At 64.0% G+C, this 19,026-nt stretch carries 18 protein-coding genes; 8 read left to right on the top strand and 10 right to left on the bottom strand.

What is annotated here, in order from left to right:
* Positions 1-35 precede the first annotated feature (35 nt).
* From LB519_RS18170 to LB519_RS18135, 8 genes are all read left to right on the top strand, one after another.
* Positions 36-1,118, top strand: a complete 1,083-nt coding sequence (locus LB519_RS18170) for an ABC transporter ATP-binding protein (RefSeq protein ID WP_013528516.1) — start codon at positions 36-38, stop codon at positions 1,116-1,118.
* Positions 1,118-2,044, top strand: coding sequence for an ABC transporter permease (locus LB519_RS18165; RefSeq protein ID WP_224620795.1), 927 nt, complete (start codon positions 1,118-1,120; stop codon positions 2,042-2,044). The genes LB519_RS18170 and LB519_RS18165 overlap by 1 nt, the downstream gene beginning before the upstream one ends.
* Positions 2,041-2,841, top strand: a complete 801-nt coding sequence (locus tag LB519_RS18160) for an ABC transporter permease (protein WP_027161127.1) — start codon at positions 2,041-2,043, stop codon at positions 2,839-2,841. Before LB519_RS18165 ends, LB519_RS18160 begins: the two co-directional genes overlap by 4 nt.
* 61 nt (positions 2,842-2,902) lie before the next feature.
* Complete coding sequence (gene ggt / locus LB519_RS18155; protein WP_224620794.1) at positions 2,903-4,489, top strand: gamma-glutamyltransferase; 1,587 nt, start codon at positions 2,903-2,905, stop codon at positions 4,487-4,489.
* 88 nt (positions 4,490-4,577) lie between these two features.
* The gene (locus LB519_RS18150) at positions 4,578-6,104 is read left to right on the top strand and encodes an acyl--CoA ligase (RefSeq protein ID WP_224620793.1); all 1,527 of its coding nucleotides are present in this window, start codon (positions 4,578-4,580) and stop codon (positions 6,102-6,104) included.
* Between the two features lie 2 nt (positions 6,105-6,106).
* Positions 6,107-7,087, top strand: a complete 981-nt coding sequence (locus tag LB519_RS18145; RefSeq protein ID WP_224620792.1) for a 2-dehydropantoate 2-reductase — start codon at positions 6,107-6,109, stop codon at positions 7,085-7,087.
* A gap of 95 nt (positions 7,088-7,182) precedes the next feature.
* Positions 7,183-7,566 (top strand): VOC family protein, encoded by a 384-nt coding sequence (locus LB519_RS18140; RefSeq protein WP_013528522.1) that lies wholly within the window; start codon positions 7,183-7,185, stop codon positions 7,564-7,566.
* Between the two features lie 104 nt (positions 7,567-7,670).
* Complete coding sequence (locus LB519_RS18135) at positions 7,671-7,904, top strand: hypothetical protein (RefSeq protein WP_063169708.1); 234 nt, start codon at positions 7,671-7,673, stop codon at positions 7,902-7,904.
* 82 nt (positions 7,905-7,986) lie between these two features.
* Here the strand turns inward: LB519_RS18135 and LB519_RS18130 are convergent, their stop codons facing one another.
* The 10 genes from LB519_RS18130 to LB519_RS18085 form a co-directional block, all read right to left on the bottom strand.
* Positions 7,987-9,045, bottom strand: a complete 1,059-nt coding sequence (locus LB519_RS18130) for an aminopeptidase (RefSeq protein WP_224620791.1) — start codon at positions 9,043-9,045, stop codon at positions 7,987-7,989.
* A 91-nt stretch (positions 9,046-9,136) separates the two neighbouring features.
* Complete coding sequence (locus LB519_RS18125; protein ID WP_224620790.1) at positions 9,137-9,784, bottom strand: methyltransferase domain-containing protein; 648 nt, start codon at positions 9,782-9,784, stop codon at positions 9,137-9,139.
* 27 nt (positions 9,785-9,811) lie between these two features.
* On the bottom strand, positions 9,812-10,783 hold the full coding sequence (locus LB519_RS18120) for a branched-chain amino acid ABC transporter permease (protein WP_024502115.1): 972 nt from the start codon (positions 10,781-10,783) through the stop codon (positions 9,812-9,814).
* Positions 10,784-10,805: 22 nt separating this feature from the next.
* Positions 10,806-11,693 (bottom strand): branched-chain amino acid ABC transporter permease, encoded by an 888-nt coding sequence (locus LB519_RS18115; RefSeq protein WP_224620789.1) that lies wholly within the window; start codon positions 11,691-11,693, stop codon positions 10,806-10,808.
* A 7-nt stretch (positions 11,694-11,700) separates the two neighbouring features.
* The gene (locus tag LB519_RS18110) at positions 11,701-12,411 is read right to left on the bottom strand and encodes an ABC transporter ATP-binding protein (RefSeq protein ID WP_013528528.1); all 711 of its coding nucleotides are present in this window, start codon (positions 12,409-12,411) and stop codon (positions 11,701-11,703) included.
* Positions 12,404-13,183, bottom strand: a complete 780-nt coding sequence (locus LB519_RS18105; protein ID WP_013528529.1) for an ABC transporter ATP-binding protein — start codon at positions 13,181-13,183, stop codon at positions 12,404-12,406. The genes LB519_RS18110 and LB519_RS18105 overlap by 8 nt, the downstream gene beginning before the upstream one ends.
* A 12-nt stretch (positions 13,184-13,195) precedes the next feature.
* Positions 13,196-14,404, bottom strand: a complete 1,209-nt coding sequence (locus LB519_RS18100; RefSeq protein WP_013528530.1) for an ABC transporter substrate-binding protein — start codon at positions 14,402-14,404, stop codon at positions 13,196-13,198.
* A gap of 206 nt (positions 14,405-14,610) precedes the next feature.
* Positions 14,611-16,374 carry an ABC transporter ATP-binding protein gene (locus tag LB519_RS18095; protein WP_064992775.1) on the bottom strand — a complete coding sequence of 588 codons (1,764 nt, stop codon included), beginning with the start codon at positions 16,372-16,374 and terminating at the stop codon, positions 14,611-14,613.
* A gap of 46 nt (positions 16,375-16,420) precedes the next feature.
* Positions 16,421-17,365, bottom strand: coding sequence for an acetamidase/formamidase family protein (locus LB519_RS18090; RefSeq protein WP_224620788.1), 945 nt, complete (start codon positions 17,363-17,365; stop codon positions 16,421-16,423).
* Positions 17,355-18,998, bottom strand: a complete 1,644-nt coding sequence (locus tag LB519_RS18085) for an ABC transporter substrate-binding protein (RefSeq protein WP_224620787.1) — start codon at positions 18,996-18,998, stop codon at positions 17,355-17,357. Before LB519_RS18085 ends, LB519_RS18090 begins: the two co-directional genes overlap by 11 nt.
* Between the last annotated feature and the right edge of the window lie 28 nt (positions 18,999-19,026).

The following is a 19,026-nucleotide window of genomic DNA, read 5'->3' as shown; positions in this document are numbered from 1 at the left end:
GCCACCTGTTCTCTGCGGCTAAGGAGCGAAAAATCTTGTCCATTGCGCCATCCGCGTTGCCCATCGGCATGCGCGGGATCGAGAAACGATTTGGCAGCGTGCCTGTGCTGCGCGACCTTAACCTCGATGTCGAGGCCGGCGAATTCCTGACGCTGCTCGGCCCTTCCGGTTCCGGCAAGACGACGCTGCTGATGATCCTGGCCGGTTTCGTGCGGGCCAATGCCGGCTCGATCAGGGTCGGCGGCGACGAGATCATCACCACGCCGCCGCACAAGCGCAACATCGGCATGGTGTTCCAGAACTACGCGCTGTTTCCGCACATGAACGTCTTCCACAACATCGCCTTTCCGCTGAAGCAGCGCGGCGTCGCCGCCGCCGAGACGGCCGAACGTGTCGAGAAGGCGCTCGATCTGGTGAAATTGCAGGGCCTGGGCGAACGCCGGGTCGACCAGCTCTCCGGCGGCCAGCGACAGCGCGTGGCGCTGGCACGCGCCATCGTCTTCGAGCCGCGCATCGTGCTGATGGACGAACCCTTGTCGGCGCTCGACAAGGGCCTGCGCGAGCACATGCAGATCGAGCTGCGCGCCCTGCATCGCCGGCTCGGCATGACCACCGTCTATGTCACGCACGACCAGCGCGAAGCCATAACCATGTCCGACCGCATCGCGGTCATGAACGCCGGGCGCATCGAACAACTCGACAAGCCTGAAACCCTCTACGCCAGGCCGCAAACGCGATTTGTAGCCGGCTTCATCGGCGAATCGAATTTCATTCCGGTCGAGTGCCGCAACGGCTCCGTCTGGTACGAGGACCGGAGAATCCACACCGCGGCACCAGTGCCGGCAGCTGGCCAGCACCTGATGGTGGTGCGGCCGGAAAAGCTGCGGCTCCTGGCAGACGCCGAACCGACAAGCGGCGTCAACGTGCTCGAGGCGAAAGTCAGCGACATCATCTATCAGGGCGACAGCTTCGTCTGCTACGCGGCGTTGCGCGACGGCCGCCAGCTGACTTTGCGCGACTATTGCCGCAGCGATGTGCTGGCCAAAATGCCGGCGCCCGGCCAGCCAGTCTCATTCGGTCTCGATGCGCAGGACACGATCCTGGTGGCGGCAGACTGATGAGCGCGCAGCCCGCCCTCATGGAAGAGATCGGCAGCGCCGCAGGCCGGGAGTTCAACACGCAGGGACTTCACGCCGACGCCCGGCGTGAATCACTACGGCTGCTGGCGCTGTTGTCGCCAAGCCTGCTTCTGGTCTTCGCCATCATCATCGTGCCGATCGGCTGGCTGTTCTGGCTGTCGCTGTTCGACGAAGCGGGCGGCTTCAGCGCCGCCAATTATGCGCGATTCTTCGAGCAGGCCTCCTACATCAAGACCTTCATCACCACCTTCAAGGTCGCCTTCATCGTCACCGGCGCCTGCGTGCTGCTCGGCTATCCCTTGGCCTACATGCTGTCGCAACTGCCGCGGCGGGCGGCGTCGATCTGCCTGATCTTCGTCGTCCTGCCGTTCTGGACATCGGTTCTGGTGCGCACCTATGCCTGGCTGGTGATCCTGCAGCGCAAGGGACTGATCAACAGCTGGCTGATCGATCTCGGAATCATCAGCCAGCCGCTATCGCTCGCCAACAATTTTTCCGGCGTCGTCATCGGCATGACGCATATCTTGCTGCCGTTCCTGGTGCTGCCGCTCTACGCTTCGATGAAGACCATCGACACCGACTGCCTGCGCGCCGGCATGAATCTAGGCGCCGGCCCGACTGCCACCTTCCGGCAGATCTTCTTTCCGCTGTCGCTGCCAGGCCTCGCCTCGGGCGTGGTCATCGTCTTCGTGCTCTGCCTGGGCTTCTTCGTCACGCCGGCTTTGATGGGCGGCGGCAAGGTCATCATGTGGGCGATGCGCATGGAACAGACCACCAGCCTCTATTCAAACTGGGGCGCGGGTGCAGCACTGGGCGTGGTGCTGCTGGTGGTGACGCTGGCGCTTCTCGGCCTGTTCCAGTGGCTGCTCGGCGCGCGTGCCACCGGCGTGTGGAGTTCACGATGAGTAGGGATCTCGGCCTGCCTATCTCGCACCGGCAACGCCTATGGCTCTATTGCCTCGGCGGCCTCGTGCTGCTGTTCCTGATCGCACCGTCGATCATCATCGTCATCATGTCGTTTTCCGATTCGACGCTGCTGCAATTCCCGCCGCAGCAATGGTCGCTGCGCTGGTACCAGGCCTATTTCGGGTCGCTGGAGTGGCGCGATGCCACGATCGTCTCGGTCAAGGTGGCTGTCATGACAGTGCTGGTGGCGACGCCGCTCGGCACCGCGGCCGCCTATGCCATCAACCGGGGCACGCTGCGCTTCAACGGCACCATCAACGCGCTGCTGACGGCGTCGCTGATCGTCCCTGTGATCCTGATCGGCATCGGCACCTTCTTTCTCTATGCGCGCATCGGCCTCAACAACACGCTGACCGGCCTGGTCATCGCGCATACGGTGCAGGCGCTGCCGTTGGTGGTGCTGACCGTGCTGTCGGGATTGCGCTCCTACGACATGAACCAGGAGCGCGTGGCGCGCAGCCTCGGCGCCGGCCGCGTCGCCGCCTTCTGGCAGGTGACGATGCCGCAGATCCGCTTCTCGATTGTCTCGGGCGCGCTGTTTGCCTTCATCACCTCCTTCGACGAAGTGGTGGTTTCGCTGTTCATATCGGGCGGCGAGACGACGACATTGACGCGCCGTATGTTCAATGCGCTGCGCGACCAGATCGACCCGACGATCGCCGCCATCTCGACCTGCCTGATCGTTCTGTCGGTCGTGCTGTTGTCGGTTGCGCAGATCTTCGGCCGGCGGCATTGATTTCACCAGATCAATTCGCAGTGACCAATTTGCAGAAGTGACTAGGGGATATTCAGACAGAATGCGTGATTTCCAGTTTCCCGGCCGCTCGCCGGTTCGTGCCACCGAGGCGGTTGCCGCGACCTCGCATCCGCTTGCAACGCTTGCGGCCATCGACATGCTGCGCTCCGGCGGCAATGCCATGGACGCCGCGGTCTGCGCCGCCGCCGTGCAGGGTGTGGTCGAGCCGCAATCGACGGGCATCGGTGGCGACTGCTTCGTGCTTTATTCTCCCGGAGGACAAGGCAATGTGCTGGCCTTCAACGGCTCGGGGCGAGCGCCGGCCAGGGCGACGGTCGGCTGGTATCTCGAAAAAGGCTTCGACCGCATCCCGCTGCAGGGTCCGCATGCGGTCACCGTACCGGGCGCCGTCGACGCCTGGAGCCGCCTGCTCGAAGACCATGGCCGCAAGGGCCTTGCCGAGGCGCTGGCGCCGGCCATTCACTATGCCGAGAACGGCTATGTCGTGCACGACCGCGTCGCCTTCGACTGGGCCGAGCCGGAGACCGACCTGACGGCCGACGAGCATGCCGCGCGCATCTTCCTGCCCGGCGGCAGGGCGCCGAAGGCGGGTGACGTCCATCGGCAGCCGGAACTGGCGGCGACCTTGCGCATCATCGCCAAACACGGCCGGTCCGGTTTCTACGAAGGCGCGGTCGCCGACGATATGGTGAGCCGGCTCAACGAATTGGGCGGACTTCATACGGCCGAGGATTTTGCCGCGACCAGAGGCGACTATGTGGCGCCGGTCAGCACCTCCTATGGCGGCCATGAGATCCACCAGATGCCGCCGAACAATCAGGGGCTGACGGCGCTTTTGATGCTCAATTTGCTGTCGGGCTTCGAGCTTGGCGGGCTCGACCCCAATGGCGCCGAACGCCTGCATCTGGAGATCGAGGCCGGGCGCCTGGCTTACCGCGACCGCGACCGCTATGTCGGCGACCAGGACCATGTCCCGGTGCCCCTGAAGCAGCTCCTGTCCGGCGCCTATGCCGACCGGCTACGCGCCGAGATCGACCGCGACCGCGCCATGACGCATCTGCCGCGCGTCGAGCTGCCCGGCAGCGACACGGTCTATATCTCCATCGTCGACCGCGACCGCAACGCGGTCTCCTTCATCAACTCGACCTATTATTCGTTCGGCAGTGGCGTCGTCGGCCCGAAGACCGGTATCGTGCTGCAGAACCGTGGTTCGAGCTTCCGCCTCGACCCGGCGCATCCGAACGCGATCGCGCCGGGCAAGCGGCCGATGCACACGATCATGCCGGGCATGGCGACGAAGAACGGCCGCGTGGTGATGCCGTTCGGCGTCATGGGCGGCGGTTACCAGCCGTTTGGCCATGTCCACCTGCTCACCAACATGATCGATTTCGGCATGGACCCGCAGCAGGCACTGGATGCGCCGAGGGTGTTTTACAACGATGACACAGTGGAAGCCGAGCGTGGCGTTCCCACTGATGCAACCGAGGGCCTGCGCCGGCGCGGCCACCGCATCGCCGAACCGCATCATCCGCTTGGCGGCGGGCAAGTGGTGCTGATCGACTGGGAGAAGGGGACGCTGACCGGCGCTTCCGATCCGCGCAAGGATGGTTTGGCGCTTGGCTATTGAGGCGATCCGTTGTCCAATGGCGCCCATATCGAGGCAAGCCCGTCAGAAGGGCTCTCGCCAGTAATCGTTCGAAATCCAGCCGGTGATCATGACCCAAACTGAAACCCACGCAGATCTCTCCCGCCGTCTCGCCGCCGGCGCCGACGACGCCCCCGCCATTCTGGCGCCCGACAGGGCAACGCTCAGCCATGGCGGATTGCGCAGCATGATCGCCGACACGGCAAAACAGCTGCATGCGCGCGGCATCGGCCGCGGCGACAGGGTGGCGATCGTGCTGCCGAACGGGCCCGAGATGGCCACCGCCTTCGTCGCCGTGGCGGCCGCCGCCTCGACGGCGCCGCTCAACCCCACCTACCGGGCCGACGAGCTCGATTTCTACCTGACCGACATCGGCGCCAAGGCGATCCTTGTCGCGGAGGGTGAGACCGGCCCCGCGGTGATGGTGGCCGAGCGCCTCGGCATCGGCGTGCTGCGGCTCGTCGTGCAGCCCGGCACACCCGCCGGCAGTTTCACGATCGAGGGCGCGGCGATCGGACCGAAGGCCGCGCCCGACATGGCGCAAGACAGCGACATTGCGCTGCTGCTGCATACCTCCGGCACGACATCGCGTCCAAAACTGGTGCCGCTCAGCCATGCCAACATCGCGGCCTCGGCAGCTCATATCGGCGGCACGCTTGGCCTGACGGCCGATGACCGTTGCCTCAATATCATGCCGCTGTTCCACATTCACGGCCTGATCGCGGCCGTGCTGTCGTCGCTGGCTGCCGGCGGCAGCATCTACTGCACGCCGGGTTTCAACGCGCTGCGCTTCTTCCAGTGGCTGAGCGAGGCGCAGCCGAGCTGGTACACGGCGGTGCCGACCATGCATCAGGCGATCCTGGCCCGCGCGGCACGCAACACCGAGGCGCTGGCGGCGGCGCGCCTGCGCTTCATCCGCTCGTCCTCGGCGTCGCTGCCGGCGCAGGTCATGACCGAGCTGGAAGCGACCTTCGGCTGCCCGGTGATCGAATCCTACGGGATGACCGAGGCGGCTCACCAGATGGCCTCGAACCGGCTGCCGCCGGGCCAGCGCAAGCCCGGCAGCGTTGGTGCCTCCGCCGGGCCGGAGGTGGCTGTGATGGCGCCCGACGGGCGGCTGCTCGATGCAGGCGAGACCGGCGAGATCGTCATCCGCGGGCCCAATGTCACGACGGGCTACGAAAAGAACCCGGATGCCAACGCCACGGCTTTCGCGCATGGCTGGTTCCACACCGGCGACCAGGGCGTGCTGGACGGGGACGGCTATCTCAGGGTCACCGGTCGGCTCAAGGAGATCATCAATCGCGGCGGCGAAAAGATCTCGCCACTCGAGGTCGACGATGTGCTGATGGACCATCCGGCGGTGGCGCAGGTCGTCACCTTCGCCATGCCGCATGGCAAGCTTGGCGAGGAGGTGGCGGCGGCGGTTGTGCTGCGCGAAGGCATCAGCGCCACCGAGGGCGACATCCGCACCTATGCCGCGACGCGGCTTGCCGACTTCAAAGTGCCGCGCAAGATCCTGATCCTGGACGAGATCCCCAAGGGCGCGACCGGCAAATTGCAGCGCATCGGCCTTGCCGCCAAACTCGGGCTTTGACGATGAAGATCACCATCTTCGGCGCCGGTGCGATCGGCGGCTATCTCGCTGCCAAGCTTGCCGCCGCCGGCCGCACCGATCTCTCGATCGTCGCGCGCGGCGCCCATCTGGAAGCGATCAAGGCAGATGGCCTGCGCCTGATCGAGGATGGCCAGGAGACGTCCGTCCCCGTCCGGGCCGCCGCCAAGGCCGAGGAACTTGGCGTGCAGGATTATGTCGTGCTGGCGCTGAAGGCCCATTCCCTCACCCCGGCGCTCGACCAGATCGCACCGCTGCTTGGGGACCACACATCAGTCGTCACCATGCAGAACGGCGTGCCGTGGTGGTATTTCCACGGCGTCGGCGGGCCACTCGAAGGCACCAGGCTGAACGCGGTCGATCCCGGCGGCGCGATCTGGCAGCGGATTGGACCGGACCGCGTCATCGGCTCGGTCGTCTATCCCGCGGTCGAGGTCGATGCGCCGGGGCTCATCCGCCATGTCGAGGGCAAACGCTTCTCGCTCGGCGAACCCTCGGGCGAGCGCAGCGAACGGGTCACGCTTCTGGCCGAGGAGATGGTCAAGGGCGGCTTGCAGGCGCCGGTGCGCGAAGACATCCGCAGCGAGATCTGGGTAAAACTGTGGGGCAATCTCTCCTTCAACCCGATCTCGGCGCTGACCGGCAGCACGCTTGCCGCGATCGTTGCCGACGAGGGCACCCGCTCGCTCGCCCGCACCATGATGCTGGAGGCGCAGGCGATCGGCGAAAGCCTCGGCGTGCGTTTTCCCATCGCGGTCGATCGGCGCATCAAGGGCGCCGGCGATGTCGGCGAGCACAAGACCTCGATGCTGCAGGACCTGGAGCGTGGCCGGCCGATGGAGATCGACGCGCTGGTGAGCGCGGTGCAGGAACTTGGCAGGCTAACGGACAAGCCGACCCCGACCATCGATGCCGTGCTGGCGCTGGTGCGGCGGCTGGCGGTGGAACGCGGGTGTTATGGATAATGGGCTCGGGGTTGATCAGCACCGTGGCGAGGGCGCGACGATCCAGGCCTTGAAGCGCCTTGGCCTCATCTCCCAGCTTGACCAGGGTTAGCAGCATGCTGAACGCCATTCACCACGTCGCGCTCATCTGCACCGACTACGACCGGTCGCGACGGTTCTACGTCGAACTCCTCGGCCTCGATCTGATCCGGGAGGTTTATCGGGAGGAGCGGCAGTCATGGAAGGCGGATCTGCGGATCGGGTCGGCCCAACTGGAATTGTTCTCCTTCCCTGCACCGGCGATGCGGCCGTCCCACCCAGAGGCTACAGGCCTGAGACATCTGGCATTCGCGGTGGCTCATCTTGATCCCGTGATTATCCGCCTGGAAGCCGCAGGCGTTGCCGTCGAGCCAATCCGGATCGATCCATACACAGACCAACGGTTTACCTTTTTCAGGGACCCGGATGGATTGCCGCTGGAACTCTACGAAGCCCCATAAGGAACGGTTCGCTTTCACGACGGGCGCTTTGTACTGACGGTCTCAGTATCGGCGGACCGCGAATCTGTGCTAAGCGCCGCCCAACCAACCAAAGGACGACACCAATGAGCGAACTGACCGTGGCCGAGGCGACCGAGAGCATCTATGCCTCGCTCCGGGCGGACAATGCCGACATCGACACACATATCGCGGCGCTTAAGGCGGCGCTGACGCGAGAGGGGATCAAACAGGCGGTGTTCGATCCGACCAAGCTGGCGCAGAACAACCGCTCGGGCCGCAAGTTGATGCAGGCTTATTTTCGGCAACGCGGCGTGAGCGTGAAGTTTTCGGACCAGTAGAACCGCGCGCGATCTCAACCGTGTGATTGGTTGGTTTCGGACGCATGTTCTCCGACGCTCCGGGCCCTCCCATTTGGCCGACTCAATAACAGCGATCTGCCGCCGCAAGGGCTTCGGCACGGTGAGCTTGGTCCAGTGCGCCAATCCGTCGGACCGACGCATAGAACCTGACATAGTCGCCCGAGCACAGATCGAACAGGCGGAGAAACGCGGTCACCCGATCGCTATAGACGGAAGTCGCGGCGAGCTTTGCATTGTTGATCGGGGAAGCGAACCAGGCATCGTATCCCCGGTATCGGCCCCAGCGCCTGTCGCGCATGTGTCGGTAGCGCATCCGCAGCCGTTCGATCGCCGCCGTCTTTGCGGCCAGTTTTTGCTCCGAGGTTCCGGCGTTGGAATAGACTTTTGCCAACTCGTCCCGGGTCCGCGACACCCGCGCAAGAAATTCAGCTTTGCGCCTCCGGGCGGCTTCGTAACGGCGCAATGCGGCGGTATCGCCAGCCGCGCGCAGCCATTTTCTCACGCCGGTCGTTTCGACGGCGACAGCGAACGACTCGTTGAATGCGGAATCGTCGTGCACGTAGACGCGCTGGTGGGCCAGTTCATGGAACACCAGCCCTGCAAGATAGGTTTCATCCTCGCTGAACATCGTGCTCAGCAGCGGGTCACTCGACCAGCCAAGTGTGGAATATGCGGTGATGCCCGTCACATAGACATCCATGCCCTGTCCTTGAAGTTCGGCAGCGGTTTCAATTGCGGACTTCCTGGAGAAATATCCCCGGTAGGGCACGCAGCCGAAAACGGGAAAACACCATGTTCGCGGCGTCAGCGAGAATGCCGGCGCGGCGAAGACGGCCCATGTCACCGAATCCCGACCGATATCGACATAGCTGCGGTAGCTGCTGTTGTCGGGCAGCGCCAGTTCATCCGTTGCGAACTGTCGTATGGCGCTCGCCGATGCCATTCGAGCGCGCAATGCCTCCGGCGTCGAAGGGTCCTCGATCAGTTTTCCGACATCCTGGCGCGCCGTCATGATCCGCAGATGACCCTGCACGGATTGCGCATAATAGGAAACACTGGTGCAGCCGGTCACGCCGGACACCACGATCATAACGGCAACCAATCGAAAGAATGCGCGCATCACGATTTGCCCACAGCAGTGCTCCCGTACCGATCGGGCGATTGTCGCGATTGCCCCAGGTCCCAAGCAGCCGCATCGATTTGATCGAGGTCTATAGCTTTCTAAAGAATCCGGACAGAATATTCGGACCCACTTCGCCAGGGCGCAGTCTGATCCCGTCCTCGAAGCAGTTCAGCGTCATGCATTCGAAGCCGCTGTGTGCGAGGAATGCCACCAGCGAGTCACGATCGAAGTGGTGGAGGTGCTCGTCGGGAAGACGCATACGCCACGTCCGGAACCAGGCGTCGCCGTCGGCGCCGAGCTCGCGCCAGCGGCAATAAGGGACGGCGACGGCCAGGTAGCGGGCCTTAAGCCGGGCGAGGAAACCCAGATCCGGGATATGCTCAAGCACATCGAACATGGCGACGAGATCCCACGAGCTGGAGAGCGCCTCATCCCAATCGACGAAGCGGACGCCCTTGGGCAGCGGAAACCTGGTTATGTCGCAGCCGGCGCAGTCGGCGACCCCGGTTATTTTCGGGGCTTCGATGAATGTGCCGGTGCCATATCCAATCTCCAGCACGGACCGGGGAATCTCGCCAGTGATCCCCAGCACCCAGCCGAGTCGCTGATATCCGAGCTTGATGGTCCGGTCACTCAGGTCCTCGTAATAGGAAATGTACTGCTTGTCATACCTGATCGGTTTGGAGTCGACCTGGTGGATCACGCCAAACCCGTCCACCGCGTAGTTGTCCAACATTGGCGTGCGGCCCCCAGGTTCCGGTGCTCAGTCCTTGCCCGCCCGCTTGAAAATCCGCGCATAAAATTCGCCGACGATGCCGCGCCGGAAGATCAGCACGCACACCATGAAGATGAGGCCGGTGGCGATGGTCACCGGAAAGCCGGAAGTGGCAAGCGTGTTTTCCAGGCCGATGACAAGGCTGGCGCCGATGATCGGCCCGACCATGGTGCCGATGCCGCCGAGAAGCGTCATCAGGATCACCTCGCCCGACATCTGCCAGGTGACGTCGGTGAGCGTGGCGAACTGGAAAACGATCGCCTTGAGCGAGCCGGCCAGCCCGGCCAGGGCCGCCGACATGACGAAGGCGCCGAGCTTGTAATTGGCGACGGAATAGCCCAGCGAAATGGCGCGGTTCTCGTTCTCGCGGATCGAGCGCAGGATCATGCCGAACGGCGAGTTGACGATGCGCCAGATGGCGAAGACGCCGATCAGGAACACCGCCAGCACGAAGTAATACATGTTCAGCGAGACGTTCAGGTCGAGGACGCCAAGCAGCATGCCGCGCGGCACGCCCTGAATGCCGTCCTCGCCTTGCGTGAAGGGCGACTGCACACAGAAGAAGAAGAACATCTGCGACAGCGCCAGCGTGATCATGGCGAAATAGATGCCTTGCCGGCGAATGGCGAAAAAGCCCATGACAAGGCCGAGCAAGGCCGCACCCGCCATGCCGAGCAGAATGCCGGCTTCCGGCGGCCAGCCCCAGACCTTGACGGCATGCGCGGTGAAGTAGGCGGCGCCGCCGAAGAAGGTGGCGTGGCCGAACGATAAGAGCCCGGTATAGCCGAGCAGAAGATTGAACGCGCAGGCAAACAGCGCGAAACACAGCATCTTCATCAGGAAGATCGGATAGATCAGGAAAGGCGCTACCAGCAGCGCCAGGATGCCGAGCCCGACCAGCATCCATTCCAGCCGTGCCGAGGTTTTGGCCGATGCCTCGCGAAGCGTCAGTTCGGTCATGTCAGATGTCCCTTCCGACATGTCAAGCGTCCCTTCCGAACAGGCCAGCCGGCCGGACCAGAAGCACGATGGCCATGATGACGAAGACCACGAGATTGGAGGCCTCGGGGTAGAAGACCTTGGTCAGGCCCTCGGCGAGGCCAAGCATGTAGCCGGTGACGATCGCACCGAGGATCGATCCCATGCCGCCGACCACCACCACCGCGAAGACGACGATGATGAGGTCCGATCCCATAAGCGGGCTCACCTGGTAGATCGGTGCTGCCAGAATGCCGGCAAGCCCGGCCAGCGCGGAGCCAAGGCCGTAGGTGAGGGTCAGCAGCAACGGCACGTTGACGCCGAAAGCCTGGACGAGACGGGGATTCTCGGTTGCCGCGCGCAGATAGGATCCAAGCCTGGTCTTCTCGATCAGCGCCCAGGTGCCGAAGCAGACGATCAGCGAGGCGACCACGACCCAGCCGCGATAGTTGGGCAGGAACATGAAGCCGAGATTGGTGCCGCCGGCAAGCAGCGGCGCCACGGCGTAGGGGTTTCCCGAGACGCCGTAATAATAGCGGAAGATGCCTTCGAGTACGAGCGCGAGGCCGAAGGTGAAGAGCAGCCCGTAGAGCGGATCGAGATCGTACAGCCTCGACAGCGCCAGGCGCTCGACCACGACGCCGAAGACGCCAACGATCAGCGGCACAAGGATCAAAGCGGGCCAATAGCCGATGCCGAGATGGGTGAGAAGCAGGTAGCCGACGAAGGCGCCGAACATATACTGGGCGCCATGGGCGAAATTGATGACGCGCAGCAAGCCGAATATGACAGCCAGGCCCAGGCTCAGCATGGCGTAGAACGAGCCGTTGATCAGGCCGACCAGCAACTGGCCGAGGAAGGCCTGAACCGGGATTCCGAAGATCATCGTCATGGCGCCATCATACACCCAGGACTTCGTGGAGCTGCGCCATGCGGTCCGGCAGTTCGCCGACCGGAAACCCCGCCACCACCTTGCCGTGCTCCATCAGATAGAAACGGTCGGCGACACGACTGGCGAAGCGGAAGTTCTGCTCGACCAGCAGGATCGTCATGCCGCGCTTTTTCAACGTCGCCAGCAACGCGCCGATGCGCTGCACGATGACGGGAGCGAGCCCCTCCGTCGGTTCGTCGAGAAGCAGCATCTTCACGCCGGTTCGCAGCATGCGCGCGATCGCCAGCATCTGCTGTTCGCCGCCCGACAGCCTGGTGCCGGGACTGTTGCGCCGCTCCTTCAGATTGGGGAACAGATCGAATATCTCCTCGACGCTCATGCCGCCCTGCGCGACGACCGGCGGCAGAACCAGATTCTCGTCCACGGTCAGCGTTGCGAAGATGCCGCGCTCCTCCGGCACGAAGCCGATGCCTTGATGGGCGGTGCGGTGCAGCGGCAGCCGCATCAGGTCCTTGCCGTCGAAGGCGATCCGGCCGGTCCGCTTGCGGATCAACCCCATGATGGCGCGCAGCGTCGTCGTCTTGCCGACGCCGTTGCGGCCGAGCAGCGTGACCGTCTCGCCGGCAAACACTTCCAGATCGACACCGTGCAGCGCATGGCCCTCGCCATACCAGGCGTTGAGGCCGGTGACGGCAAGCAGAGGTGCGGCACTAGTCATCGGCGGTGCCCATATAGGCGATCTTGACGCGCTCGTCGCGGCTAACGGTGGCGTAGTCGCCAGCGGCCAGCACCTCGCCGCGCTGCATGACCGTTATCCAGTCGCAAAGGTCGGCCACCACGGTCAGATTGTGCTCGACCATCAGCACGGCGCGATCCCTGGCAACCGAACGGATGAGGCTGGAAACCGTGGCCACGTCCTCGTGCCCCATGCCGGCCATCGGCTCGTCCAGCAGCAGCACTTTCGGATCGAGCGCGAGCGTCGTGGCGATCTCCAGCACGCGTTTCCTGCCATAGGAAAGATCGCCGGCGAGCCTGTTCCTGGCGTCGTCGAGACCAACCGAGCGCAGCAATTCCTCGGCGCGCGGGGTCAGCCGGTCGAGCGCCGCGAGCGAGCGCCAGAATTGAACGGCAAGACCACCCGGCCGCTGCAGCGCGACGCGGACATTGTCGAGCACGCTGAGGTGCGGAAAAATCGCCGATATCTGGAACGAGCGCACCAGCCCCATCCGCGCAACCCTGGCCGGCGAGGTGCGGGTGATGTCGTGGCCAAGCAGCTCGATCCTGCCGCTGGTCGGCGCCAGGAACTTGGTGAGCAGGTTGAAGACGGTCGTCTTGCCGGCGCCGTTGGGTCCGATCAGGGCATGGATGTTGCCATGGCGGACATCGAGATCGACGTTTTTGACGGCGATGAAGCCGGCAAAGTCGCGTCGCAACCCGCGGGCGGAAAGCACAACCCGCGGCTCGTTCGCGTCCAGGTCAGTCGGCGCCATCGGCCGCGCCGATCACTGGCCGGCCGTCGGACAGCCGCTTTCCTTCTCGCTGAGGAAGGCCTCGTTGCCTGGAATGGTGGCGAGATATTTGTAGTAGTCCCAATCCTTGGTGCTCTCGGCTGGCGACTTGACCTGGTAGAGGTACATGTCGTGGACCATGTTGCCGTCCGCCTGCACCTTGCCGTTGGTTATCACCGCGTCGTCCACAGGCATCGAATGCAGCTGCTTGGCGACGGCTTCGGTCTCGTCCGTGCCGGCCTTGTCGATCGCCTTCAAATACTGCGTCACCGCCGAATAGGTCGCGGCCTGGATCATGTTCGGCATGCGGTTGGTGCGCTTGAAGAAGCGCTGCCCGAATTCGCGGCTCTTGTCGTCGCGATCCCAGTAATAGCCTTCGGTCAGCACGACGCCCTGCGCCGCCTGAAGGCCAAGCCCATGCACCTCGGCCAGCGTGAACAGGAGTGCGGCAAGACGCTGGCCGCCCTGCACGATGCCGAATTCGGCCGCCTGCTTGATGGAGTTGGAGGTATCGAGGCCGGCATTGGCCAGGCCGATGACCTTGGCGCCCGACGATTGCGCCTGCAGCAGGAAGGACGAATAATCGGTCGATCCCAGGGGATAACGCACCTCGCCCAGCACCTTGCCGCCATGGCTTTCGACGAACTTGGTGGTCTGATCCTTCAGCGAATAGCCGAATGCATAGTCGACGGTGACGAAGAACCAGCTGTCGCCGCCCTGCTGCACGAGAGAGCCGCCGGTACCCACCGCCTGCGAGTGAGTGTCATAGGCCCAGTGGAAGCCGTAGGGCGAGCACTGTTTGCCGGTCAGCTCCGTGGTCGCCGCGCCGGTGACGATGTCGATCTTCTTCTTTTCCTTGGAAATCCCCTGGACGGCGAGCGCTACCGAAGAGGTCGTCAGTTCCATGATGGCATCGACTTGCTCGGTGTCGTACCACTGCCGGGCGATGTTGGAGGCGATATCCGGCTTGTTCTGGTGGTCGGCGCTGATGATTTCTATCGGCGCTCCCTGCACCTTGCCGCCGAAATCCTCAACGGCCATCTTGGCCGCCTCGACCGACCACTTGCCGCCGAAGTCGGCGTAGACGCCCGACTGGTCGTTGAGGATGCCGATCTTGACCTTGCCGTCGGAAATTTCGGCGGCCGAAGCGGGGATCGCGGATGCGGCGAGAAGTGCCGCGGAAACGAAAAGGCTTACCTTCATGGTTGACTTCCTCCCATAGCGATGAATCCGACCGACCCTCCTACGATCGATCATCGCAATGGTATTGAACATGAGGAAGATAGGGACAGAGGGCAAGAGGCCGTTAGGGATTTAGTGTTCGAAGCGATACGGTTTGGCGGCGGAACGCGAGCCTTGGGCGAGAGATAGAGACACAAACATGTGAACCGCCCGGCGGCAGTGCCGGCTCAGCCCTCGGCGGCGACGAGGTGGCCGTTGCCGACATCCCTCAGCGCCAGTTTCAGCGGCGCCTCGCCGATCCTGCGGGTGGCGCTCGGGATTTCCTGGTCGAGGCGCGCGAAGCGGCTTCTGCGCTGCGCGGGATCGGGCACGGGCACGGCTTCGATCAGGCGCCTGGTGTAGGGATGGCGCGGGTTGGAAAAGACCTGGTCGCGGGTGCCCATCTCGACGATCTGGCCGAGATACATGACGGCGACGCGGTCGGAGATGTTCTCGACCACCGCCATGTCATGCGAGATGAAGAGATAGGCGACGCCGAATTCGCGCTGCAACTCCTTCAACAGATCGAGCACGCGCGCCTGCACCGAGACGTCGAGCGCCGAGACGCTTTCGTCGGCGATGATCAGCTTCGGCCGCAGTGCAAGCGCGCGGGCAATGCAGACGCGCTGGCGCTGGCCGCCGGAGAATTCATGCGGATAGAGTTCCATCTGGTCGGCCGACAGGCCGACGCGCTCGAACAGCGCTGCGACACGCTCGCTGCGCTCTTCCTTCGAGGCGATACCGTGGATCAGCAGCGGCTCGGCGACGAGGTCGCCGACACGCATGCGTGGGTCCAACGAGGCATAGGGGTCCTGGAAAATCATCTGCACGTCGCGGCGCACCGCCTTGCGCTCGTCGCGGCCGAGGCCGGACAGATTGCGGCCGCCAATGGCGATGTCGCCGCTGTAGGGCACCAGTCCGGCCAGCGCCTTGGCGGTGGTCGACTTGCCACAACCGGATTCGCCGACCAGCGCCAGCGTCTCGTTGGGCGCGATCGAGAAGCTGACGCCTTCGACGGCGTGGACGCGACGAGTGACCCGGCCGAAGAAGCCGCCATGCAGGTCGAAACGGACATGCAGGTCCTTGACGTCAGCGACATTGGCCGGCGTTGCCGTCTCGGCACTCCTGGATTCCTGGCGACCGATACCGCTGCCGATGCGCGGCACGGCGGCCAGCAGCTCGCGCGTGTAGCCGGCTTGCGGCCTGGCGAAAATGTCAGCGGTTTTTCCCTCTTCGACCATGCGGCCATGCCGCATGATGATGACGCGGTCGGCCATTTCGGCGACGACGCCCATGTCATGAGTGATGAGGATGACGCTGGTGCCATGCTGGCGCTGCAGATCGCGCAAAAGTTCCAGCACCTCGCCTTGCACGGTGACGTCGAGCGCCGTCGTCGGCTCGTCGGCGATCAGCACGTCCGGCTCGAGCGCCAGCGCCATGGCGATCATCACCCGCTGGCGCATGCCGCCGGACAGTTCGTGCGGAAACTGTTTTAGCCGGCTTTCGGCTTCCGAAATGCGCACCGCCTTCAGCGCCTCGATGGCACGCTGGCGAGCCTCGCTCTGCGACAGGGAGGTATGCGCCTCGATGGATTCGGTGAGCTGCCGGCCGATCGACAGCACCGGGTTGAGTGAGGTCATCGGCTCCTGGAAGATCATGGCGATGCGGTTGCCGCGAATGCGCCGCATCCGGCGCTCGTCCAGAATCGTCAGATCTGTATCGCCGAGATGGACCTTGCCGGATGAAATCCTGGCGGCAGGCTGCGGCAGAAGCTGCATGATGGCCAGAGCGGTCATCGATTTGCCGGAGCCGGATTCACCGGCAATGCACAGCGTCTCGCCACGAGACAACGTCAGCGACAGGTCGGAGACGACCTCGCGCTCGCCCTCCTCGCCGCGCACGCTGACGGAGAGGTTGGCGATGTCGAGTATGGGTTCGCTGGCGGCGATCATTGCGCGCGTGACCCGGAGAGGGATTTACTCCGGCACACCCCCCTCCTCATTCAAACACGCAGCGCGGAAAGTAGAACGACACCACCCAGTTCGGCATGTCGACGAGCTCGCTGATGCGGAGATCGCCGCAGACCGAGGCCAGCATATAGGCCTCGACTGGGTCGATGTGATAACGACCGGCGAGCAGGTCGACCATCTGCGCAACCGCTTCCCTGGCGCCGGTCATCAGGTCCGGACCGATGCCGGTCGTCACCTCATAGCCCTTGGCGTCGAGATGGCGCGTCACCGGGCCTGGCGTGGTGAAGCGCGGCGTCTTCAGCCTGGCATCCTTGACCAGGTCGAGCTTGAGCACGACGTCCATCGGACTTTCGATCGCCGTGCCGCAGACCTCGCCGTCACCTTGCGCGGCATGGGTGTCGCCAACCGAAAACAGCGCGCCCGCCACTTCCACCGGCAGATAGAGCGTGGTGCCGGCGGCGAGATCGCGGATGTCGAGATTGCCGCCGACGCGCCTTGGCGGCACCACCGAGTGGTGGCCCTTTTCCGCCAGCGCGTTGCCTATGGTGCCGGCGAAGGGTTTCAACGGCACACGCGCATTCTTGCCGAACAGCGCCGGCTCGAGCGAGGCAGCGTCGTATTTCCAGATGTTCAGCGCCGGCTCCTTGAAGTCGTCGGCGAGCAGCCCAAAGCCCGGAATGTTGGCCGTCCAGCCGAAGCCGGACGGCTTGAACATCTCGATCGTCACCTTCAGCGCGTCACCCGGCTCGGCGCCCTCGACGAAGATCGGCCCGGTCACCGGATTGACGGTGGCGAAGTCGAGCTTGGCGACGTCGGCGACCGTGCTGCCGGCCTGCAACTGGCCGCCGGAGGAATCGAGGCACTGGAACTCGATCGTCGAGCCGGGCGCCACCCGCTCGGCCGGGGCAAACGAATTGTCCCAGCCGAAATGATGTTGGCGCCCGTGGATGGTGTAGTCGCAGTTATTGCACATCTTTTACGTACACATTGTCGTAGTTGATCGGGATATGAACCGGGTCGACATAGAGGTTGTCGGCGCCGCCCATGCGCGCCGATTTCATGGTGAAGCGCTGCTCGTTGAAGACCGGCGCCCAGGGCGCGTCTTCCATCACCTTGTCGTAGATGGCGCTCCACATCTTGTCGCGTTCGCCTGATTTAGCCGGGTCGACCACCGAGTCGGCCTCGGCCGCCTTGGCGTCGAGATCCTTGTTGCAATACCACGACCAGTTCCAGCCGCCCGGCACCGCACCGGCGCAGCCGAGGATCGGGCCGTAGAAGTTCGACGGATCCGGGAAGTCGGCGATCCAGGCCATGCCGCCGGACCAGATCATCGGTGCGCCGGCCTTGTCGCCGCCGGCGGCAATCACGTTTGCCTGCGCCAGCGACTGGATGCTGGCCTTGATGCCGATCGCCGCCAGATCCTGCTGGATCGCCTGGGCGATGCGCGGGTTGGGATCGGTGTTCATGGCAAACAGCTGTGTCTCGAAGCCGTCGGGGTGGCCAGCCTCTGCGAGCAGCGCCTTGGCCTTGGCGACGTCATAGGGATAGCCCTTGTATTCCTTGTCGTAGCCCGGCATCGACGGCGGCAGCGGCTGGTTGGCCGGCACGGCGCGGCCGTTGATGATCTGGATGACGCGCGCCTTGTTGATCGCCATGTTGACTGCCTGGCGCACCTTAACATTGTCGAACGGCGCCATGGTGGTGTTCATGGTGACATAGCCGGTGTGCAGCTGGCCGCCTTCGACGACGCGTGCCTTCTGCTCGGGATCGGCCATCACCTCCTGGAATTTTGCTGGCGGAATGCCGTCGCCGGGGACGTCGATCTCGCCCTTCTGCAGGCGCAGCAGCGCCACGATCGGCTCCTGGCCGATCTCGAAGGTGATCTTGTCCAGATGCGGCAGGCCCTTGTGCCAGTAGTCCGCATTGCGCTCGAAGACGATGCGCTGGCCGAGCGTCCACTCGGCGAGCTTGAAGGCGCCGGTGCCGACCGGATGCTTGCCGAAATCGGCGCCGTATTTCTCGACCTCTTCCTTCGGCACGACATGGGCGAAGTTGATGGCCATCACATGCAGGAAGGTGGCGTCGGGGCGGGTCAGTTCGAACTTGACCGTGTAAGGGTCGACGACGGTGACGCCGGAGAGGCTCTCGGCCTTGCCGGCGGCGACATCGTCATAGCCCTTGATCGAGCCGAAGAAGCCGGCGCCGGGGCTCTGCGTCTTCGGATTGGTGACGCGGTCGAGCGAATATTTCACGTCGTCGGCCGTCATCTCGCGGCCATTGTGGAATTTCACGCCATGGCGCAGCTTGAAGGTGAAGGTCTTGCCGTCGGGCGAAATCTCGTAGCTTTCGGCGAGGTCGGGTTTCAGATTGGTGGTGCCCGGCTCGTAGTCCATCAACCCGTCGAACAGGCTCTTGATCATCGACCAGTTCTGCCAGTCATAGCCGATCGCCGGATCGAGCGTGGCGACGTCGTCCTTGTAGGTGATGGTGATGGCGCCGCCCTGCTTGGCGTTCGGATCGACGGCGTCCTCGGCGCGAACGCTCGTCATGCCGAGCATCAGCGCCAGCGCCGATGCCGCTACCGTGGATGCGAGAAACCTTTTCATTTTTATGTTCCCTTTCTCTGTCTGGTTT

Origin of the sequence: Mesorhizobium sp. AD1-1 (assembly GCF_020164655.1) — a bacterium.
In the GTDB taxonomy this organism is placed as follows: domain Bacteria; phylum Pseudomonadota; class Alphaproteobacteria; order Rhizobiales; family Rhizobiaceae; genus Mesorhizobium; species Mesorhizobium ciceri.
This window is presented reverse-complemented; position numbering and strand designations above follow the sequence as displayed.

Coding starts and splice junctions, on each gene's coding strand:
- LB519_RS18165 (WP_224620795.1), top strand. CDS start 1,118: ATGAGCGCGCAGCCCGCCCTCATGGAAGAGATCGGCAGCGCCGCAGGC.
- LB519_RS18160 (WP_027161127.1), top strand. CDS start 2,041: ATGAGTAGGGATCTCGGCCTGCCTATCTCGCACCGGCAACGCCTATGG.
- ggt (WP_224620794.1), top strand. CDS start 2,903: ATGCGTGATTTCCAGTTTCCCGGCCGCTCGCCGGTTCGTGCCACCGAG.
- LB519_RS18150 (WP_224620793.1), top strand. CDS start 4,578: ATGACCCAAACTGAAACCCACGCAGATCTCTCCCGCCGTCTCGCCGCC.
- LB519_RS18145 (WP_224620792.1), top strand. CDS start 6,107: ATGAAGATCACCATCTTCGGCGCCGGTGCGATCGGCGGCTATCTCGCT.
- LB519_RS18140 (WP_013528522.1), top strand. CDS start 7,183: ATGCTGAACGCCATTCACCACGTCGCGCTCATCTGCACCGACTACGAC.
- LB519_RS18135 (WP_063169708.1), top strand. CDS start 7,671: ATGAGCGAACTGACCGTGGCCGAGGCGACCGAGAGCATCTATGCCTCG.
- LB519_RS18130 (WP_224620791.1), bottom strand. CDS start 9,045: ATGCGCGCATTCTTTCGATTGGTTGCCGTTATGATCGTGGTGTCCGGC.
- LB519_RS18125 (WP_224620790.1), bottom strand. CDS start 9,784: ATGTTGGACAACTACGCGGTGGACGGGTTTGGCGTGATCCACCAGGTC.
- LB519_RS18120 (WP_024502115.1), bottom strand. CDS start 10,783: ATGACCGAACTGACGCTTCGCGAGGCATCGGCCAAAACCTCGGCACGG.
- LB519_RS18115 (WP_224620789.1), bottom strand. CDS start 11,693: ATGACGATGATCTTCGGAATCCCGGTTCAGGCCTTCCTCGGCCAGTTG.
- LB519_RS18110 (WP_013528528.1), bottom strand. CDS start 12,411: ATGACTAGTGCCGCACCTCTGCTTGCCGTCACCGGCCTCAACGCCTGG.
- LB519_RS18105 (WP_013528529.1), bottom strand. CDS start 13,183: ATGGCGCCGACTGACCTGGACGCGAACGAGCCGCGGGTTGTGCTTTCC.
- LB519_RS18100 (WP_013528530.1), bottom strand. CDS start 14,404: ATGAAGGTAAGCCTTTTCGTTTCCGCGGCACTTCTCGCCGCATCCGCG.
- LB519_RS18095 (WP_064992775.1), bottom strand. CDS start 16,374: ATGATCGCCGCCAGCGAACCCATACTCGACATCGCCAACCTCTCCGTC.
- LB519_RS18090 (WP_224620788.1), bottom strand. CDS start 17,365: ATGTGCAATAACTGCGACTACACCATCCACGGGCGCCAACATCATTTC.
- LB519_RS18085 (WP_224620787.1), bottom strand. CDS start 18,998: ATGAAAAGGTTTCTCGCATCCACGGTAGCGGCATCGGCGCTGGCGCTG.